Source organism: Streptomyces sp. 13-12-16 (assembly GCF_002114215.1).
Lineage (GTDB): Bacteria > Actinomycetota > Actinomycetes > Streptomycetales > Streptomycetaceae > Streptomyces.
The window spans coordinates 1-2529 of the sequence record NZ_NCTE01001005.1 but is presented as its reverse complement, the minus strand read 5'-3'; the positions used below and the strand labels follow the sequence as shown (position 1 = coordinate 2529).

The following is a 2529-nucleotide window of genomic DNA, read 5'->3' as shown; positions in this document are numbered from 1 at the left end:
CGCGCCGCCAACGCGTCCAGGAACACGTTCGCCGCCGCGTAATTGCCCTGCCCCGCCGTCAGCACCAGACCACCCGCCGACGAGAACAACACGAACGCGGCAAGGTCCAGCCCACGAGTGGCCTCGTGCAGCCACCACGCCGCATCCGCCTTCGGCGCCAGCACACCGTCCACCCGCTCCGGCGACAACGCACCCACCAGCCCGTTGTCACCCACACCCGCAGCATGCACCACCGCCAACAGACCACGGTCGGAGGCCAGGGAGCCGACGAGCCGGGTGACCGTGTCCCGGTCGGACATGTCGCAGGCCAGGATCTCCACCCGCGCGCCGAGCGTGGTGAGTTCCTCGGCGAGTTCGCCGGCGCCGGGAGCGTCCGGTCCGCGCCGGGACGTCAGGACCAGGTCCCGCACCCCACGCTCGGCCACCAGATAACGGGCGACCACCGCACCCAGACCACCCGTACCACCCGTGATCAGAACCGCGCCCGGGGCGTCCAGCGCGGGCACATCCTCCGACGCGGGCGACGGCAGGCGGGTCAGCCGCGGCACCAGCACCGCACCCTCCCGCACCGCCACCTCCGGCTCACCCGCGACCACCGCCGCCACGGCCACGTCCACATCGGCGTCCGCGCCCGCCTCGACGTCGGCCAGGGCGAAACGGCCCGGATTCTCCGCCAGCGCCGCACGCACCAGACCCCACACCGGAGCCTGCACCACATCACCGGCCGAACCGACCGCAACCGCACCCCGCGTCACCACCACCAGACGCGAACCCGCGAACCGCTCACCGGCCAGCCACTCCCGCACCACACCCAGCACCCGGTGCACCACCGACCGCACACCCACCGGCACCCCCACACCAGCAGCAGACGAAGAAACACCGCCACAGTCCAGGACCACCGTGGCCGGCACCTCACCGTCCACCGGCAACTCCTCCCACAGCGTCCACGTCACATCGGCGGCAGGTGCGGCGGAGTCTCCCGGCACCCACTCGATGCCGTACAGCGCACCCGCGTCCCCGGACGCCGTACCCAGCTGCCCCACCGACACCGGCCGGCCCACCATGGAACCGACCGACATCACCGGCGCACCGGTCGCATCGGCGATCGCGAGCCGCATTCCGCCGTCGTCGGACTCCCCGATGCGGACGCGGACGGCGGAGGCGCCGACCGCGTGCAGACGCACGCCGTTCCAGGCGAACGGAATCACCGTCTCGCCCTCACCGTCGTTCAGGATCGCCGCGTGCATCGCCGCGTCCAGCAACGCCGGGTGCAGACCGAACCCACCACCGTCCGCCGCCTCGTCGAGAGCGACCTCGGCGAACAGCTCCTCACCCCGACGCCACGCCGCACGCAACCCCCGGAACACCGGACCGTAGCCGTAACCACGCTCCCGGAAGACCTCGTACGCACCCTCCACCGGCACCACCTCGGCACCCACCGGAGGCCACTGCACCAGATCGAACCCCGCCGGCACCACACCCCCCACCAGGAAACCGGAGGCATGGGTGGACCAGTCCTGCGCGGTGTCCTCGGAGCGCGAGTAGACGGCGACCGTACGGCGTCCGCCGTTCTCCGGGCCGACCACCACACGCACCTGGACGCCGCCCCGCTCGGGCAGCACCAGCGGGGCCGCCAGGGCCAGTTCGTCCAGCGTCGCGCAGCCCACAGCCTCACCAGCGGTCAGGGCGAGTTCGACCAGCACCGCGCCGGGCAGCAGGGTGCGGCCCAGGACGACGTGATCGGCCAGCCACGGCTGCGCCTCCACCGACAGCCTGCCCGTCAGCACCACACCACCCGAGTCCGGCAACGCCACCACCGCACCCAGCAACGGGTGATCGGACGCCTCCAGACCGGCGCCGGCGGGGACCGCGGTGGCACCGTCCGTGGCGTTCAGCCAGTAGCGCTGCCGCTGGAAGGCGTAGGTCGGCAGGTCCACGGTCCGCGCGCCGGTGCCGGCGAAGTACGCGGCCCAGTCGACGGGAGCTCCGTCGCTGTGCAGGTGCCCGAGGGCGGTGAGCAGGGCGCCGACCTCCTCCCGGCCCCTGCGGGCGACCGGCAGCAGCAGGACATCGGTGCCGTCGAGGCAGGTGCGGGCCATGCCGGTCAGCACCGCTTCGGGGCCGACCTCGACACAGCGGCCCACCCCGGCGGCACGCAGTGCCTGGACTCCGTCGGCGAAGCGCACGGCCTCGCGGACGTGGGTCACCCAGTAGGCGGGGGTGGTGAGTTCGCCGGGTGCGGCGATGCGTCCGGTCACGTTGGAGACGACGGGCAGCAGCGGGTCGCTGTAGGTCAGCCCCTCGGCGACCGTGCGGAACTCCTCCAGCATCGGTTCCATCAACGGAGAGTGGAAGGCGTGCGACACCCGCAGCCGGGACGTACGACGACCCAGCCCGCGGAACACCTCCGCCGCGGCCTCCACCGCCGCCTCGACACCCGAAACCACCACCGAAGAAGGCCCGTTGACGGCCGCCACCGACACCTCACCCGTCAGGTGCGGCAGCACCTCCGCCTCCGTCGCCTCCACC

The 2529-nt window shown here is 72.8% G+C and carries 1 protein-coding gene; it reads right to left on the bottom strand.

Annotated elements, in window-relative coordinates; genetic code table 11:
• A partial coding sequence (locus B7767_RS34060) for an SDR family NAD(P)-dependent oxidoreductase (RefSeq protein ID WP_143652778.1) occupies window positions 1-2529 on the bottom strand: 2529 nt, incomplete at both ends.